This window comes from Rhizobium album, from assembly GCF_003122325.1.
Lineage (GTDB): Bacteria > Pseudomonadota > Alphaproteobacteria > Rhizobiales > Rhizobiaceae > Metarhizobium > Metarhizobium album.
The window spans coordinates 316,879-332,544 of record NZ_QFBC01000004.1; the positions used below are offsets into that span (position 1 = coordinate 316,879).

Here is a 15,666-nt window from a genome sequence, read left to right on the forward strand (position 1 = left end):
GGCGGCCTGTCGTATCACCGGCCCGTTTCTCCGATCCGAAGGCCCCGGCATGCGCGTCCTGCATTTCTTCAAGACCTACTGGCCCGACACGTTCGGCGGCGTCGAGCGCACGATCCATGCCATCGCCAAGGGAACGGCGCCGCTGGGCGTGCAGACGGACGTGCTGTCGCTCAGCCGCGAGCCGGACCTGAACACCGTGCTGTTCGAAGGGCACTGGGCGCACAAGGCGAAGCTCAACCTCGAAGTCGCCTCGACCGGTTTTTCGCTGGAGGCGTTCGGACGGTTTCGAGCGCTCGCCGCGGAGGCGGATATCGTCCACTATCATTTCCCCTGGCCGTTCATGGACATGGTGCATTTCGCCAGCCGGCTCAACAAGCCGACGCTGGTCACCTATCATTCCGACATCGTCAAGCAGAAGGGGCTGCTGACGCTGTATCGTCCGCTGATGCGGGCGTTTCTCGGCAGCGTCGACCGCATCGTGCCGACCTCCCCCAACTACCTGCAATCGAGCCTCGACCTCAGCGATTTCAAGGACAAGTGCACCGTCATCCCGATCGGCCTCGACCGCGCCTCCTGTGCGCCGGCCAGCGAGGCGAAGAAGGCGGAGTGGCGGCGGAAGCTGCCGGAGACATTCTTCCTCTTCGTCGGCGTGCTGCGCTACTACAAGGGTCTGCATATCCTGATCGACGCCGCAAAACGCACCGGGCTGCCGGTCGCCATCGTCGGCGCCGGGCCGATGGAAGCGGAGCTGAAACAGCAGGCGGAGAGGCTTGGCGCCGGCAACGTGTTTTTCCTTGGCGCGCTCGACGACGAGGACAAGAGCGCGCTGCTGGAGCTCAGTTATGCCACCGTCTTTCCCTCGCATCTGCGTTCGGAAGCTTTTGGCCTGTCGCTGGTGGAAGCATCGATGTTCGCCAAACCGATGATCACCTGCGAGGTCGGCAGCGGCACCAGCTACGTCAACCTCGATGGCACGACCGGCATCGTCACCGCGCCGGACGATGCCGGCGCCCTTGCCGAAGCAATGACGAAACTTGCTGGCGATCCGGCCCAGGCCGCGGCTTTCGGCCAGGCGGCGCTGGCCCGCTACGAGGCGCTGTTCACCATCGACCGCATGTGCGCCGCTTACGCCGAGCTTTACGGCGAACTTCTGTCGCGGACACGCCGGAAATGATCCTGGTCACCGGCGCCACGGGTTTTGTCGGCCAGGCCCTGATGCGGGACCTTGCCAGCCGCGGCATGGCCTATCGCGGTGCAAGCCGCAGGCAGGGCACCGGCCACGTCGTCGTCGGCGACATGACCGGCGACACCGACTGGAGCGCCGCACTCGCCGGAACCGAAATCGTCATCCACCTTGCAGCCCGCACCCATGTGCTCAACGAAACCGCAACCGATCCGCTCGCGGCCTACCGGGCCGTCAACGTCGACGCCACGCTCAACCTCGCCCGACAGGCGGCGCGGGCCGGCGTGCGACAGTTCGTGTTCCTGAGCTCGGTCAAGGTCAATGGCGAGCGCACGCTGCCCGGCCATCCGTTCCGCGAAAGCGATCCGCCCCGGCCGGAGGATGGTTACGGCATCTCGAAGCGGGAAGCAGAAGACGGCCTGCTGGCGCTGGCGGGCGAAACCGGCATGGCGGTGACCGTGCTGCGCCCGCCGCTGGTCTACGGCCCGGGGGTGAAGGCGAATTTCGCCAGCCTCGTCAGGCTGTCCACCACCGGCCTGCCGCTGCCTTTCGGCGCCGTTCGCAACGAACGGTCGCTGGTCTATGTCGGCAATCTCACGGATGCGATCATCCGCGTTCTCGATCAACCCGCCGCCGCCGGGCAGGTGTTTCTGGTCGCCGATGCCGAACGCCCGTCGATCGGCGCGCTGGTAACGGAGATCGCCGCTGCTGCCGGAAAACCGGCGCGCCAGTTTTCTGTCCCGCCATCCTGGATATCCGCCGCGCTGAAATTTTGGGGCCGCGGGGCGATGGCCGAGCGGCTGCTCGGTTCGCTGACGGTGGATACGGGCAAGATCCACAGCCTTCTCGGCTGGACACCGCCCTCTTCGCTACAAGACGGATTGCGTGCCACCCTTGGGTCGGAGCCGCCTGCATAGAAAGCGATGCATCGCAGCGACTATGCCCTGTCATTGCCGTTGGCGACAGCCCGGCAAGCATGCCCGCCGTTTCCGATAACCCACAGTACCGGCGCCCGCATCCTCCCCGATCAATCCTCCAGCGTGCCGGGCTTGCGGCTGGCGCTGCTCGGCAAATCGCAGGCAATCTTCATCAGGTCGCCGCGGCGGCGGGCGAAGCGGCTGGAGACGCGGGTGACGATCAGGCCGGCCTGCGGCGCCCAAACCTCGATCGCGCCTTCCGGAAAGCCGGGACGGGTGACGATGGTCGCCAGCCGTTCGCCGGCCTCGACACGGTCGCCGATGTCGCGGTGGAAGAGCACGGTGCCTGCCTCCGGGGCGCGGATCATCTCGATATTGTCCAGCGGTGCGGCGGGCCTGGCAAAGGCAGGCAACGGTTCCGACACAGCCCTGACGATGCCGCGGGCGACGAGGAACCGGAAAAGCCCCTCGGCATCGGCGGCCGCCATCTCGGGATAGACCTCGCGCGTGCCGCGCAGTTCCAGCGTGGTCGAAAGCCGGCCGGGCAGGCTGGTTCTTCGTTCGCCACCACCTTCGTGTTTCCAGGCATACCCCACCGCTTCCTCGAAGGCGGAGCTTTCGCCATCCGAGAGCAGCACGGCATCCATGGACAGCGCCGAGGCCAGATCGGCCGCCTCCGGCCAGAAGACGGTGTCGATATAGGCATATTGCAGCGATTCATCGTCGCAATGCAGGTCGAGCACCAGCTCGGCGCCGAGCGCCATGTGCAGCAGCTTGCGCTTCAGCCGGTCGGTGGCGGAAAATCGGCCGAGATCGGCCAGCAGCGTATCGCGTTTCTCCAGCGGGATCAGCGGGAAATCGCGGTTGAAATTCGCCCGCGAGCCAAGGTCGAAACGCCCCTGCAACTCGCCGAAATGCGATTGTGCCAGGCCGATCGGATTGGCATGCGGTACGATGGTCAGCGAACCGGCAATCGCCCCCTCGGCTTCGGCGCGGCGCAGCCGCTCGCAGAGGAAATGCACGAGCGCCGTACCCGGCAGTTCGCCGGCATGCAGGGCCGCCTGGATATAGACGGTCGGCGCCCGGCTGTCGTCACCCTTGAAATGGAAGACCGGCAGGCGCCAGGCGATGCCGGGCGTATCGCCTTCGATGGTGATTTCGGAAATATCCATGGCCGTTTCCCTTCCGCGCCGCATCCAGGCTTGTTCTTTGACTATCGCCTATTCCTTCGACTGGGCGAAGGCAAGCTCAGCCTTTCGGTTCGGGGCCAGGTGGAAATCCGCGGTAGAAGTCCGCATGGCTGCCTTCATGATTGGCCATGCCCGGCTTGGTCAGCAGGCCGCGCGGAGCGGCAAAACTGCGGATCGTGCGGCGCGGCATCTCGTGCCACTGGATGTTGACCGCCCAGAGTTTTGGAAAGAAGCACAAGGACGCATAAGGCAGGTGGTCGTGGATCCACCAGGCAAGCGACTGCCAGCCGCCCTCCTCGCGCCGCCGGTCCCAGGCCCAGGGCACGACGATCGTCGCCGTGGCGCCCATGAAGCCCTGCGCGTCGCGCCGGTCCCAGATGTGATCGGCGCAACTGGCCTTGTTGGAGGAGCAGTTGAGATTGTGCCTGTTGCCGAAACCGTTGACGGCGGCATTGCGGTAGGCCGAGCGGATGTGGATGCGTCCGAACGCCTGCTGCAATGGTTCCAGCAGTTCCTCGCACAGCTTCGTGCCGGCGGCGATCGCCAGATCCGGATCATCCGGTATATTGGGGATCCTGTAGAAATCGGCGATTTCCGAATGCAGGAATTCGCGCATGAAGAAATTTTGGGAAAGGCGTACCCGGCCGAACTCCTCCAGCCCCTTCATCGATCCCGGTTTTTTCATGCCATCCTCCGCCCGCGTTCCATGCCGGAAGGGCAAACCGGGTGCCACCCGATTCCTGCACGCCGTTTCTTGCGCGCAAGCCGCCTGGGGTGGCCGGTTCAGCCGTTCAGCTTCAGCTGCAACTGTACGCCGTTCTTCAGAACATATTTCGGCCTGATGGAAAGATCGATGCGGGCGAGCCGCTTGCGGCGCATTTCCATCTCGCGCTCCCGCGCCGCCCTGCACTCGGCCACCATCGCCATTGTCCGTTCGATCACCTGTTCCGCATGGGTCATAACGATCTCCTTTGTTCACTGTATGTTCTCATTGGAATTTGCAGCTGTCAAGAGGCCGGAACGGCGGATTATCGGGCGCCGGCAGTGCGTGAAATCTTGCCGCAAGGGATTGAGGTCGTTAACGTTTCCTCAACAAAGCCTTTAACGCCCCCTTAAATCGCCGCATTTAAAGTTCATCGCCATTGCCGGGGAAAGAACGGCCGCAACGCATGTGCCGTTCGGTCATTTCAAGGCTTTGGGCGGCATGCAGGACGCTGACCGCATCGAACAGAACGGGACGCAGCCGGTCGGCATATGGCAGGGAACGACAGATCACGTCAGCGCATTGAACCTTCCTTCGAGGCGGAACGCCCGCGCGGCGGCGGCGAGATACGGATGGAAGCGGAAGACCGCATCGGCAGCGGATCAGGACGCGGCGCAAAACCGGCGAAGGCAGCCAAGCCGCCGAAGGCCGGCAAGGCCCGCCGCGCCAGGGGCGGCGGCATCACCGGCTTCCTGCGTTTCGTGACCTACTGGTGCCTGGTTCTCGGCATCTGGGGCGGCATCGCGGTCGCCGGCCTCGTCATCTATTACGGCGCGCGCATGCCGAGCGCCAGCACCTGGTCGATTCCCGACAGGCCGCCGAACATCAAGATCACCGCCGTCGACGGCACGACGATCGCCAACCGCGGCTCCACCGGCGGCGAGGCGCTGTCGCTGGAAAACATGTCGCCCTACATTCCGATGGCGGTGATCGCCATCGAGGACCGGCGCTTCTATTCGCATTTCGGCGTCGATCCGCTCGGCCTTGCCCGCGCCATGCTGACCAACGTCACCACCGGCCGCATGGTGCAGGGCGGCTCGACGCTGACGCAGCAGCTGGCCAAGAACATGTTCCTGTCGCAGGAGCGTACGCTGGAGCGCAAGGTGCAGGAGGTGCTGCTCGCCTTCTGGCTGGAGCAGAACTATTCCAAGGACCAGATCCTGGCGATGTATCTCAACCGCGTATTCTTCGGCTCGAACGCCTATGGCGTCGAGGCGGCCTCGCGGCGTTACTTCAACAAATCGGCCCGTGACGTCAACCTCGGCGAGGCGGCGCTGCTTGCTGGCCTGCTGAAGGCGCCGTCGCGGCTTTCGCCGGCGCGCGATCCGGAAGCGGCCGAGGCGCGTGCCCAGCTGGTGCTGGGGGCGATGCGCGAGGAAGGTTTCATCACGGACACCGAGATCAAGACAGCGATGTCGCAGACGCCGACGCAGGCGAAAAGCTACTGGTCGGGCGCCGAACATTATGTCGCCGACATGGTGATGGACCAGCTGCCGGCGCTGGTCGGCGACATCAAGGAAGACCTGGTCGTCGACACGACCATCGATATCGGCCTGGAAAAGAAGGCCGAGGAAGCATTGACCACGGCGCTCGACGCCGACGGCAAGAAACTCAACGCCTCGCAGGCCGCCCTCGTTTCCATCGACGGCACCGGTGCCGTCCGCGCGCTCGTCGGCGGCCGCGACTATGCCGAAAGCCAGTTCAACCGCGCCGTCACCGCCAAGCGCCAGCCGGGCTCGGCCTTCAAGCCCTTCGTTTATGCCGCAGCGCTCGAAATGGGCATCACCCCCGGCTCGGTCCGCAACGATGCGCCGGTCAGGATCGGCAAGTGGACGCCGGAAAATTACGACCTGAAATATCGCGGCCCGGTAACGCTCGCCTCGGCGCTCGCCAATTCGCTGAACACCATCGCCGCCCAGCTCGTCATGGAAGTCGGGCCGGCGCGGGTCGCCAAGGTCGCCCACCGTCTCGGCATCGAATCCTCGCTGCAGGCCAATGCCTCCATCGCGCTCGGCACGTCGGAAGTCTCGCTGCTGGAGCTGACCTCGGCCTATGCGCCGTTCATGAACGGCGGCTACAAGGCGACCGCCCATGTCATCCGCCGCATCTCCACCGCCTCCGGCAAGGTGCTTTACGAAAACACCTACGACAACCCTCCGCGGGTGCTGAGCGAGGCGGTGGTGATCAATATGAACGCCATGCTGATGCGGGTGATCACCGAAGGCACCGGCAAGAAGGCGCGGCTCGACGGCTGGCAGGTGGCGGGAAAATCCGGCACGACGCAATCCTTCCGCGACGCGCTGTTCGTCGGCTACACCAGCAACCTGACCACCGGCGTCTGGTTCGGCAACGACGACGGCAAGTCGATGAAGAAGGTCACCGGCGGCGGCCTGCCGGCGATTGCCTGGCACGATTTCATGAAGGCCGCCCATGAAGGGCTGTCGCCGGCGCCGCTCTTCGGTAGCGGCCAGCCCGCCGAAGAGATCCCGCCGAGCACCATCGAGCCGGCGGAAGAATTGCCCTCGACGATCGGCGACATCATTTCCAACGCCGATCCCGAAACCAACGGCAATTTCCCCGACCTGCCGGCGGACGGCATCGGCGGCGAGGCGACCGCCTCCACCCCCCGCCGGCTGCCCGGCGACCTGGAGGAAGGCATCCCGATGGAGTTCCCGCAGGAAGGCGCCGACGCCGCCCTGAACCAGGACCTCGTGCCGCCGGCGGAGGTGGGCGGAGATGCCGTGATTTCGACGCAAAACCGGCGCCGGACGCTGCTCGACGTGCTCATGGGTCAATGAGGTTTTCATCCGCCCGGGGATGACTTATATCAGTGCGAACGGCGCGCTTGTCCGCTGTGGCCGATTCGCGTGACCATACCCCCTGATTTTGTGTAGCAAAGGGCTCAAATTGCTCGCTTCCGGGCGCTCATCCGCCTTGCAGTCGTCAAAAGCCCTTCTTATATACGCCGCATCGCCGCAGCACACGCTTGCGAAATCCAACAGACCATCCCGTAAGGGGCTGTTTATGGAATGCCTGACAAGGGTCCCGACAGCTTGCTTCAAGGAGAGAATGATATGGCTAAAGTTATTGGTATCGACCTCGGAACCACGAATTCCTGCGTCTCCGTCATGGACGGCAAAGACGTCAAGGTGATCGAAAACGCCGAAGGCGCGCGCACGACGCCGTCGATGGTGGCATTTTCGGATGATGGCGAGCGCCTCGTCGGCCAGCCGGCCAAGCGCCAGGCCGTCACCAACCCGACGAACACCCTCTTCGCCGTCAAGCGCCTCATCGGTCGCCGCTACGAAGATCCGACCGTCGAGAAGGACAAGAAGCTCGTCCCGTTCAATATCGTCAAGGGCGACAATGGCGACGCCTGGGTCGAAGCCAACGGCAAGGGTTATTCGCCCTCGCAGATCTCGGCCATGATCCTTCAGAAGATGAAGGAAACCGCCGAATCCTACCTCGGTGAAAAGGTCGAAAAGGCCGTCATCACCGTTCCCGCCTATTTCAACGACGCCCAGCGCCAGGCCACCAAGGATGCCGGCCGCATCGCCGGTCTCGACGTCCTGCGCATCATAAACGAACCGACCGCAGCGGCGCTCGCCTATGGCCTCGACAAGAAGGACGGCAAGACCATCGCCGTCTACGACCTGGGCGGCGGCACCTTCGATATCTCGGTCCTCGAAATCGGCGATGGCGTCTTCGAAGTGAAGTCGACCAACGGCGATACCTTCCTCGGTGGTGAAGACTTCGACATGCGTCTCGTCGAATATCTTGCCGGCGAATTCAAGAAGGACCAGGGCATCGACCTGAAGGGCGACAAGCTGGCCCTGCAGCGCCTCAAGGAAGCTGCCGAAAAGGCCAAGATCGAGCTGTCCTCGTCGCAGCAGACCGAAATCAACCTGCCGTTCATCACGGCGGATGCGACCGGTCCGAAGCACCTGACGATGAAGCTGACCCGCGCCAAGTTCGAAAGCCTGGTCGACGACCTGATCCAGCGCACCGTGGCACCGTGCAAGGCCGCCCTCAAGGACGCAGGTGTCACCGCCGGCGAAATCGAGGAAGTGGTTCTCGTCGGCGGCATGAGCCGCATGCCGAAGGTGCAGGAAGTCGTCAAGCAGCTGTTCGGCAAGGAGCCGCACAAGGGTGTCAACCCGGATGAAGTCGTCGCCATGGGCGCCGCCATCCAGGCCGGCGTCCTGCAGGGCGACGTCAAGGACGTCCTGCTGCTCGACGTCACCCCGCTGTCCCTCGGCATCGAAACGCTGGGCGGTGTCTTCACCCGTCTGATCGATCGCAACACGACGATCCCGACGAAGAAGAGCCAGACCTTCTCGACCGCCGAAGACAACCAGCAGGCCGTCACCATCCGCGTTTCGCAGGGCGAGCGCGAAATGGCGCAGGACAACAAGCTGCTCGGCCAGTTCGACCTTGTCGGCCTGCCGCCGTCGCCGCGTGGCGTCCCGCAGATCGAAGTGACCTTCGACATCGACGCCAACGGCATCGTCCAGGTTTCGGCCAAGGACAAGGGCACCGGCAAGGAACAGCAGATCCGCATCCAGGCATCGGGTGGTCTCTCCGACGCCGACATCGAAAAGATGGTCAAGGACGCGGAATCGCATGCGGCCGAAGACAAGAAGCGTCGTGAAGTCGTCGAAGCCAAGAACCAGGCCGAAAGCCTGATCCACTCCACCGAGAAGTCGGTGAAGGATTTTGGCGACAAGGTATCGGAAACCGACCGCAACGCCATCACCGCAGCGATCGAGGCCCTGAAGACCGCCACCGAAGCCTCCGAACCGGATGCCGAGGACATCAAGGCCAAGACCCAGACCCTCATGGAAGTCTCCATGAAGCTCGGCCAGGCGATCTACGAGGCCCAGCAGGCCGAAGGTGGCGCCGAAGCGTCCGCGACCGGTGATGACAACGTCGTCGATGCCGACTACGAAGAAGTCAACGACGACGACGATCGCAAGCGCTCCGCGTAAGGCTGAGCCAAGTCTAATATGACACTGAAATCCGGCTGCCTCGGCAGCCGGAACGCTATTGACCGGGGTCTCCAACTTTATGGCTAAAGCTGATTTTTACGAAACGCTCGGCGTCGCCAAGACGGCGGATGAAAAGGAGCTGAAAAGCGCCTTCCGCAAGCTGGCAATGCAGTATCATCCGGACAAGAACCCGGACAGTGCCGAGGCGGAGCGCAAGTTCAAGGAAATCAATGAGGCATACGAGACGCTGAAGGACCCGCAGAAGCGGGCCGCCTACGACCGTTTCGGCCACGCAGCCTTCGAGGGCGGCATGGGCGGCGGCGGTGGAGCCGGTTTCGGGGGCGGCGGTTTCTCCGATATCTTCGAAGACATTTTCGGCGAGATGATGGGTGGCGGGCGCCAGCGCCGCTCCTCCGGCGGTCGCGAACGCGGCGCCGACCTGCGCTACAACATGGAAATTTCGCTGGAGGAATCCTTCTCCGGCAAGACGGCGCAGATCCGCGTGCCGACCTCGATCACCTGCGACCTCTGCACCGGCACCGGCGCCAAGCCCGGCACCAGCCCGAAGACCTGCGCCACCTGCCAGGGCTCCGGCCGCGTGCGCGCCGCGCAAGGCTTCTTCTCGATCGAACGCACCTGTCCGACATGCGGCGGGCGCGGCCAGACGATCAGCGATCCCTGCACCAAGTGCCATGGCCACGGCCGCGTCACCGAGGAGCGTTCGCTGTCCGTCAACATTCCGGCCGGCATCGAGGACGGCACCCGCATCCGCCTGCAGGGCGAAGGCGAGGCCGGCGTGCGCGGCGGCCCGGCGGGCGACCTCTACATCTTCCTCTCCGTCAAGCCGCATGAATTCTTCCAGCGCGACGGCGCCGACCTCTACTGCACCGTGCCGATCTCGATGACGACGGCGGCGCTGGGCGGCAAGTTCGACTGCGCCACGCTCGACGGCACCAAGTCGCGCGTGTCCGTGCCTGAGGGCACGCAGCAGGGCAAACAGTTCCGCCTCAAGGGCAAGGGCATGCCGGTGCTGCGCTCCAACCAGGTGGGCGACCTCTACATCCAGATCCAGATCGAAACGCCGCAGAAGCTCACCAAGCGCCAGCGCGAACTGCTGCAGGAATTCGAACAGATCTCCTCGAAGGAAAACAATCCGGAATCGACCGGTTTCTTCTCGAGGATGAAGGATTTTTTCGACACTCTGAGTGATTGACGCCCATACTGCGTCATTTTGAAGAGGCCGGCGGAAGATCGTCGGCCTTTTGCTTGCCGGAATCGTCACACAAGCGGACGATGGGAAACACTCTCCCGGATTTTGGCGGTTTTCTCTTCAGTTAAATCGATTGTATAACTGTCTACGCAGCTTCAAACGCGGACAAGGCTAATCATTTGACATTTCAAATATTGGTCCCTAGATCATCTGTTACGGCTAGATGTGAACAAACGGACACGGGCGTCGAGACGATGGAAGCGGACAGCGAAACGATCGATCTGGAAATCATCGCCCATGGCGTCCATGGCGGCGGCAAGCCGGAATTGCGCTTGTGGTTACGCATGCTGTCGACCACCAAGCTGATATCCCAGGAAATCCGCCGCCGGCTGCGTTCGGAATTCGGCGCCACCCTGCCGCAGTTCGACCTCCTGGCACAGCTTTACCGCGAGCGCGACGGTCTCCGGCTCGGCGAACTCTCCAAGCGCACCATGGTGACCAACGGCAACATCACCGGCCTGGTCGAGCGGCTGGAGGCTGACGGCTTGGTGCTGCGCGAAACGCCTGACGGCGACCGGCGCGTGACGGTGGCCAAACTCACCAAGCGCGGCGAAGACTATTTCAGCTCCATGGCCAAGGCGCATGAGGGCTGGCTGCGCGATATCATGGCCGATGTCGACCCGGATATGGTGGGGACGCTCCTGACGCAGATCGGCGTCGTCAAGACGTCGGCCAACAACCACCTCTCCGCCGGCGCCTTCGACTGAAGGCACAAGCGCTCAGCGCACCTTTTCTTTCTGGAACCGCTTTTCGAGCAGGCTGACGAAACGCACCATCGGCCACAGGCAGATGATGTAGATGATCGCTGCGCCGATCAGCGGCGAAGGATTGGCATGCAATGCCTGTGCATCCGTTGCCTCCTTCAGCAGTTCCGGCAGGGCGACTGTCGAAGCAAGCGCGGTGTCCTTGAACATCGACACGCAGTTGCTGGTGGTCGGCGGGATGACGATGCGCATCGCCTGCGGCAACACGACAAGCCGCAGGGTGACGATGAACGGCAGGCCGAGTGCCGCGGCGGCCTCGAACTGGCCCGCCGGTACGCTCTGGATGCCGGAGCGGAACACTTCCGCCGAATAGGCCGCCATGACGATCGACAGCGCCAGCGCCGCGGACGTCCAGGACGAGAAGCGCAGGCCGAGGAATGGCAGGGCGTAATAGATCAGGATCAGCACCACCAGAACCGGCGCGGCGCGAAAGATGTCGATGTAGAACACCGCCAGCAGCCGGAAGGGTTTTGGCGCATAGAGGCGCACGAGGCTGATGAACAGGCCGGCCGTCACCCCGAAAACGATGCCGGCGATACCGAGCAGGAAGGTGGTCAGCAGGCCGCGCATCAGGGCCGGAAAGCTGGCGGCCAGCACGTCGTAGTTAAAGAAGGTTTCGACCAGCGTCATCGGCGTTCCAAGCGGCTTGCGGGACAGCTCCAGTTGAAGGCGCGCAGCGCTTCGGCGTCCGGAGATGCATGAAAACGGAGGGCCGGAGCATTTTCGCTTCAGGGACAAGCGGAATGCTGCGGATCACAGGCAATACCCGCGCCGGTGTTGCCACCTGGCGCGGGTTTTCCAGCATGTTCGAATAATCGAGGCGATCAGGGCGTCGGGATCGGCAGCTCGGTAACGGTTGCCGAATCCGCCGGCGGTTCTGTGCCGAACCACTTCTTGTGAATGGCGGCCAGCGTGCCGTCCTTCTTCATCTCTGTGATGGCGGCATTGGCCTTTTCGAGCAGCGGATGGTCCTTGGTCATCATCAGGCCGTACTGTTCGCCGGTCTTGATGCGCACCTTGACGGTCAGGTCCTTCATCTTCAGGAAGGCGTATTCCATGCCCGGGATGTCGCTGACGGCGGCATCGACGCGGCCGGCGGTCAGATCCATCAGCAGGTCCTGCTGGGCGTTGTAGCCCTTGATTTCGGTGATGCCGAGCTTTTCCTGGTTATCCTTAGACCATTTGTCGCCGGTGGAACCGGAGAGAACGCCGACGATCTTGCCCTTGAGATCGGCTTCCGCCGCAAAGCTTGCATCCTTCTTGGAAGCGATGCCCATGTCGGCATCGTAATAGGGCTGCGTGAAGGACTGGCTGCCGAGGCGTTCCTTGGTGATGGTGATCGAGGAGATCGCAACGTCGATGCGCTTCGAACTGGTGGCCGCAAACAGCGCCTGGAAGCCGAGGTCGGAGATTTCGGTGGTCATGCCGAGACGCTTGGCGACTTCGGTGGCGATATCGACTTCAAAACCCTCGAAGGTGCCGCTCTCGGTCTTGTATTCGAACGGCGGGTTGCTCGGATAGGAGCCGATCACAAGCGCTTCGGCAGCGGCGGTATGCGCGGTGGCGGTCATCAGGCCGACGGCGGCCATGATGCCCATGAGATGACGGCGCGTAAAACTCATTTCGTTCTCCCTCTGGCGTTGAGCCATTGTTCACTTGATTGTTCTTCACTTGCCTGCCGGCCGAGCCGGCCGACAATTCCCCTTATGCCAAAGCTTCGACCATACGATCGAGCGCCGTTGCAATCTGATCCTTATCACGGAAAACGCACATCCGCAGGAAGGCCTTGGACGATTCGCCGAAAAGATAGCCGGGCGCCAGGCCGACACGGGCGGCCTCCAGAATCCGGGCGCAGGCGGCCCGAGAATCCGGCTCGCCCTCCAGTGCGAAAAAGGCGTACATGCCACCCTTCGGCTTGTCCGGCAGGATCATGCCCGGAATGAACTTCAGCCGGTTGTAGGCAAGGTCGAGACCGGTCCTGGCCCGATCGCGGATCTCGGCGACCAGCGGTTCGCCCTGGCGGATCGCCGCCACGGCGCCGGCCTGGACCATGCCCGAGGTGCCGCTGTTGATATATTGCGTCATGGCGCCCAGATGCGAAGCCACCCCGGTCGGATGCGTCAGCCAGCCGATGCGCCAGCCGGTCATCGCCCAGGCTTTGGAAAAACTATTGATCGAGATCACCCGGTCGTCGTCGCCGGCGATCTGCAGGACCGACGGCGCGACCGGGCCATCGAAATACAGCCGGCCATAGACTTCGTCGGAAATGATCCAGATGCCGGTCTTGCGGCTGAAATCCAGAAGCGCCTGCATTTCCTCCCGGCTGGCCGTCCAGCCCGTCGGGTTGGAGGGAGTCGACAGGAAGATCGCCCGGGTGCGGGCGTCGCAGCGGGCGAACAGCTTGTCGAGGTCGAGGCGGAAATCCGTGTCGAAATCGAGCGCCACCGGGCGCGGCTCGCCGCCGATCAGGTGGATGGCGTTGTGGATGTTCGGCCATTGCGGCGCGACGTAAACGACGTTGGTGCCGACATCGACCAGCATTTCCAGAGCGATATAGAGCGCCTGCATGCCGCCCGGCGCCACCGTGGTGCGCTCGATGCCGATCGGACAGTCGTGCAGCGCCGTCTGGTATTCGCTGAGCGCGACATTGAGCGGATCGAGGCCGCGCATGTTGGGAATGTAGAAGGTCTTGCCTTCGTCCAGCGCCGCCGTCGCCGCATCGCGGATGAATTTCGGCGTCACGACGTCGCCTTCGCCGTACCACAGCGGAATGACATTGCCGAGTTCGCGGGCGCGCATGGCGAGCAGCGCGATGTTTTCCGTATGCAGGTCCTGGATCTGCGGCCGGATGCCCGCAAGGGCGGAGGGGCCCGAATTGTGTCCCTGCCTGAACGAAGCATGGTTGACGGTCATCGAAACGCTGCCCTTGACATGTTTTCTGCCCACTTCCCGCCAAAGGCAGAAAAAACGGCTCTTATATTGCGAAATGGTGAAACAAATCCCGGCGCATTTCAAGCGAGAAATTTTAAGTTTAAAAAGAATTTTGCCAGGTCAAGGCCGCCGCTTGGCGGCCCTGATGCAATGGCACAACCGTCAATCGACAATCGCTTCGCAATCGATCTCCACGAGGTAGTCGCCGATCAGGTCACCGACCGCAAGCAGGGTGTTGGCCGGCCGGATCTCGCCGAAATAGCGGCCATGAATGCGCGACACCGGCTCCCAGTCATCGACATGCCGGAGGAAGACGCGGGTGCGCACCACATCTTCCATCCGCGCGCCGAGCGCCGCCAGGCTGGCAGCGATCTTGTCGAGGATGAAGACGGTCTGGCCGGCGGGATCGCCGGGGCAGACCACTTCGCCGGAGCCGTTCGTCGCCGTCGTGCCGCTGACCAGCACGCGGTCCTTGACGCGGACGGCGCGGCTATAACCGGCAAGCGGCTCCCAGACGCTGCCGGAATCGACGCGCAGACGCTCCGGGCGGCCGGGCATCGAGGTGGCGGTGAAATATTTCGGCACGCTGTCGAGATGGTGGCTCAAATCGCCCGAGGCGGTGAGGAAGGGCGGGCGGCGATATTCGTCGCCGCAATCGCCCGCCAGCATGCGCGTGCCGGCGAGCGCCTTGTCGATGACCGCATGGTCTTCGCCGTCGAGCGCAAACGAGAAAAGCTTGAGGTTGTCGCCGCGATGCTCGCGCTCGCCGAGCCGGGCGCCGATGATGGTGGCGGCCACCGCCTCATGCTGCAGCACCCAGCGGGTGGCGACGTTGGAGATCGAGACGCCGTGCCGCTTCGCTACCACGTCGAGGGCGGAGAGGATGCCCTGCAGCGCCGGCCAGCCGCCGATCTCATCGACAAAACGCTTGTATTTCGACTTGCTCCAGTCGGCGATGTCGCCTTCGGCCGGTTCCGGCCGGCCGAGCCAGCGCTCCGACATCAGCCCGCCGGCCAGCGTGCCGTAGGCGAGAAGCCGTATGCCGTTTTCCAGGCAGAAATCGCTCATCTCGCCGGCGGCGCGCCGGTCGAGCAGCGAGAAGCAGACCTGGTTGGAAACGACGGGAATGCCGTGCTTGACCAGCACTCGCAGGTGCGCGGTGTCGAAATTGGTCAGGCCGATATGGCCGATCAGCCCCTCCTCCTTCAGCGCCGCCAGGCCTTTCATCGCATCGAGATAGGCGGGATGCTCGAACGTCCACCAATGGAACTGCATGAGGTCGATGCGCGAGACATTCAGCCGCTTCAGGCTGCGCTCGACGCCTTCGCGCACGACGGAAAGCGGCATCGGGCCGGGAACCGGGCACCATTTGGTGAAGGCGACGGGGCGGTTGGGGCCGGCCGCCTCGCCGGCGGCGACACGCGCCAGCAGGCGACCGGCAATGATTTCGGCGCTGCCGTAATGATCGGCCATGTCGAAGCTGTCGAAACCGGCACGGGCGTAGTCGAGCAGCACGGAGGACATGGCTTCTGGGTCGAGGTCAGGGCGATCGCGCTCCATGTCCGCCACCTGCCAGAGGCCGGTGACGATGCGGGAGATGTGGAGATCAGGGGCAAGCTTGAAACGGTCGGGCGCAGTCGGGACGGTCATGGCGTTGTTC

At 63.6% G+C, this 15,666-nt stretch carries 13 protein-coding genes; 6 read left to right on the forward strand and 7 right to left on the reverse strand.

Annotation, left to right across the window (positions count from 1 at the left end; all coding sequences use genetic code 11):
• Positions 1–49: 49 nt before the first annotated feature.
• Both DEM27_RS12255 and DEM27_RS12260 read left to right on the forward strand, forming a co-directional pair.
• Positions 50–1,174: a glycosyltransferase family 4 protein gene (locus DEM27_RS12255; protein WP_109458513.1), complete on the forward strand. Its 1,125-nt coding sequence runs from the start codon at positions 50–52 to the stop codon at positions 1,172–1,174.
• Complete coding sequence (locus DEM27_RS12260) at positions 1,171–2,100, forward strand: UDP-glucose 4-epimerase family protein (protein WP_109458514.1); 930 nt, start codon at positions 1,171–1,173, stop codon at positions 2,098–2,100. The genes DEM27_RS12255 and DEM27_RS12260 overlap by 4 nt, the downstream gene beginning before the upstream one ends.
• 110 nt (positions 2,101–2,210) lie before the next feature.
• Here the strand turns inward: DEM27_RS12260 and DEM27_RS12265 are convergent, their stop codons facing one another.
• The 3 genes from DEM27_RS12265 to DEM27_RS12275 form a co-directional block, all read right to left on the reverse strand.
• Positions 2,211–3,272, reverse strand: coding sequence for a M14 family metallopeptidase (locus tag DEM27_RS12265; RefSeq protein WP_109458515.1), 1,062 nt, complete (start codon positions 3,270–3,272; stop codon positions 2,211–2,213).
• Positions 3,273–3,348: 76 nt separating this feature from the next.
• Positions 3,349–3,975, reverse strand: coding sequence for a hypothetical protein (locus tag DEM27_RS12270; RefSeq protein WP_109458516.1), 627 nt, complete (start codon positions 3,973–3,975; stop codon positions 3,349–3,351).
• 98 nt (positions 3,976–4,073) lie between these two features.
• Positions 4,074–4,250 carry a hypothetical protein gene (locus DEM27_RS12275; RefSeq protein WP_245445801.1) on the reverse strand — a complete coding sequence of 59 codons (177 nt, stop codon included), beginning with the start codon at positions 4,248–4,250 and terminating at the stop codon, positions 4,074–4,076.
• Positions 4,251–4,544: 294 nt separating this feature from the next.
• Here DEM27_RS12275 and DEM27_RS12280 point away from each other — a divergent pair, with 294 nt between their 5' ends.
• From DEM27_RS12280 to DEM27_RS12295, 4 genes are all read left to right on the forward strand, one after another.
• On the forward strand, positions 4,545–6,851 hold the full coding sequence (locus DEM27_RS12280; protein WP_109458518.1) for a transglycosylase domain-containing protein: 2,307 nt from the start codon (positions 4,545–4,547) through the stop codon (positions 6,849–6,851).
• A gap of 276 nt (positions 6,852–7,127) precedes the next feature.
• Positions 7,128–9,041 carry a molecular chaperone DnaK gene (dnaK, locus tag DEM27_RS12285; protein WP_109458519.1) on the forward strand — a complete coding sequence of 638 codons (1,914 nt, stop codon included), beginning with the start codon at positions 7,128–7,130 and terminating at the stop codon, positions 9,039–9,041.
• Between the two features lie 79 nt (positions 9,042–9,120).
• Positions 9,121–10,254 carry a molecular chaperone DnaJ gene (dnaJ, locus tag DEM27_RS12290; RefSeq protein ID WP_109458520.1) on the forward strand — a complete coding sequence of 378 codons (1,134 nt, stop codon included), beginning with the start codon at positions 9,121–9,123 and terminating at the stop codon, positions 10,252–10,254.
• Positions 10,255–10,505: 251 nt separating this feature from the next.
• On the forward strand, positions 10,506–11,018 hold the full coding sequence (locus tag DEM27_RS12295) for a MarR family winged helix-turn-helix transcriptional regulator (protein WP_245445803.1): 513 nt from the start codon (positions 10,506–10,508) through the stop codon (positions 11,016–11,018).
• A 12-nt stretch (positions 11,019–11,030) separates the two neighbouring features.
• Here the strand turns inward: DEM27_RS12295 and DEM27_RS12300 are convergent, their stop codons facing one another.
• From DEM27_RS12300 to DEM27_RS12315, 4 genes are all read right to left on the reverse strand, one after another.
• Entirely contained in the window at positions 11,031–11,705 is a 675-nt protein-coding gene (locus DEM27_RS12300; RefSeq protein ID WP_109458521.1) for an amino acid ABC transporter permease, read from the reverse strand.
• 194 nt (positions 11,706–11,899) lie between these two features.
• Positions 11,900–12,697: an ABC transporter substrate-binding protein gene (locus tag DEM27_RS12305; RefSeq protein ID WP_109458522.1), complete on the reverse strand. Its 798-nt coding sequence runs from the start codon at positions 12,695–12,697 to the stop codon at positions 11,900–11,902.
• An 82-nt stretch (positions 12,698–12,779) separates the two neighbouring features.
• A complete protein-coding gene (locus tag DEM27_RS12310) occupies positions 12,780–13,988 on the reverse strand; it encodes a pyridoxal phosphate-dependent aminotransferase (RefSeq protein ID WP_109458523.1) in 1,209 nt (402 codons plus the stop codon).
• Positions 13,989–14,168: 180 nt separating this feature from the next.
• Positions 14,169–15,656, reverse strand: a complete 1,488-nt coding sequence (locus tag DEM27_RS12315) for an aldo/keto reductase (protein WP_109458524.1) — start codon at positions 15,654–15,656, stop codon at positions 14,169–14,171.
• Positions 15,657–15,666: the final 10 nt, after the last annotated feature.

What these genes read in the sequence shown, in the direction of transcription:
- DEM27_RS12255 (WP_109458513.1), top strand. Translation starts at nt 50, where the DNA reads ATGCGCGTCCTGCATTTCTTCAAGACCTACTGGCCCGACACGTTCGGC.
- DEM27_RS12260 (WP_109458514.1), top strand. Translation starts at nt 1,171, where the DNA reads ATGATCCTGGTCACCGGCGCCACGGGTTTTGTCGGCCAGGCCCTGATG.
- DEM27_RS12265 (WP_109458515.1), bottom strand. Translation starts at nt 3,272, where the DNA reads ATGGATATTTCCGAAATCACCATCGAAGGCGATACGCCCGGCATCGCC.
- DEM27_RS12270 (WP_109458516.1), bottom strand. Translation starts at nt 3,975, where the DNA reads ATGAAAAAACCGGGATCGATGAAGGGGCTGGAGGAGTTCGGCCGGGTA.
- DEM27_RS12275 (WP_245445801.1), bottom strand. Translation starts at nt 4,250, where the DNA reads ATGACCCATGCGGAACAGGTGATCGAACGGACAATGGCGATGGTGGCC.
- DEM27_RS12280 (WP_109458518.1), top strand. Translation starts at nt 4,545, where the DNA reads ATGGCAGGGAACGACAGATCACGTCAGCGCATTGAACCTTCCTTCGAG.
- dnaK (WP_109458519.1), top strand. Translation starts at nt 7,128, where the DNA reads ATGGCTAAAGTTATTGGTATCGACCTCGGAACCACGAATTCCTGCGTC.
- dnaJ (WP_109458520.1), top strand. Translation starts at nt 9,121, where the DNA reads ATGGCTAAAGCTGATTTTTACGAAACGCTCGGCGTCGCCAAGACGGCG.
- DEM27_RS12295 (WP_245445803.1), top strand. Translation starts at nt 10,506, where the DNA reads ATGGAAGCGGACAGCGAAACGATCGATCTGGAAATCATCGCCCATGGC.
- DEM27_RS12300 (WP_109458521.1), bottom strand. Translation starts at nt 11,705, where the DNA reads ATGACGCTGGTCGAAACCTTCTTTAACTACGACGTGCTGGCCGCCAGC.
- DEM27_RS12305 (WP_109458522.1), bottom strand. Translation starts at nt 12,697, where the DNA reads ATGAGTTTTACGCGCCGTCATCTCATGGGCATCATGGCCGCCGTCGGC.
- DEM27_RS12310 (WP_109458523.1), bottom strand. Translation starts at nt 13,988, where the DNA reads ATGACCGTCAACCATGCTTCGTTCAGGCAGGGACACAATTCGGGCCCC.
- DEM27_RS12315 (WP_109458524.1), bottom strand. Translation starts at nt 15,656, where the DNA reads ATGACCGTCCCGACTGCGCCCGACCGTTTCAAGCTTGCCCCTGATCTC.